This window comes from Rosenbergiella sp. YN46, assembly GCF_036620675.1.
Classification (GTDB): domain Bacteria; phylum Pseudomonadota; class Gammaproteobacteria; order Enterobacterales; family Enterobacteriaceae; genus Jejubacter.
In genome coordinates this window covers 1-543 of the sequence record NZ_JAZHEE010000152.1, presented here as the reverse complement: position 1 = coordinate 543, position 543 = coordinate 1, and the positions used below count along the sequence as shown (strand labels likewise).

Below are 543 nucleotides of genomic sequence, written 5' to 3'. Positions count from 1 at the left end.
TCTTTAGCCCGAATTTTATTTTTTGCTGATAATCAATTTTTCCCTTTTTGCGTCTTTAGACCTGTCATGACCCTGAAAATGCTAATATCTTTCCCCGACCTCTTATTTATAAAAAATTTAAAATTACTATTATTTTCTTAATAGCGTATCCAAATAGTTAGTATTGTTACTATTATAATTATAGCGGTTATGATTTTTTCATAACGGAAAAAAATTGATGCGACAGGATAAAAAAATATGATATAAGGATCTTTTAGCTTACATCTGCAAAACAAAATACATGTCAATATTAGTAGAAAAACAAATTCAAGTTAATCGTATTCTTACATTGAATTCAAATCAAGCTCGTGCAATTGAAGATACTGCGAGGGCGGCAATTATAAAAATTCTATACAAAAAAGCACTTTCTGCTGAACAAATTAGAAACAAACTTCGTAAAGCTGGATACAAAAAAGCGTTAACCACAATTCGTCATCATCTTGAAATTCTCAAAAAAACTGGTTTGATTGAAATTGTGAGGATGGAAGAAACACGTGGTGCAGT

General features: G+C 30.2%; 1 protein-coding gene. It reads left to right on the top strand.

Going from position 1 to position 543, the window contains the following annotated elements:
* Positions 1-280: 280 nt before the first annotated feature.
* The coding region (locus V3W49_RS22985) for a helix-turn-helix domain-containing protein (RefSeq protein WP_500148296.1) at positions 281-543 on the top strand (263 nt) is incomplete at its 3' end.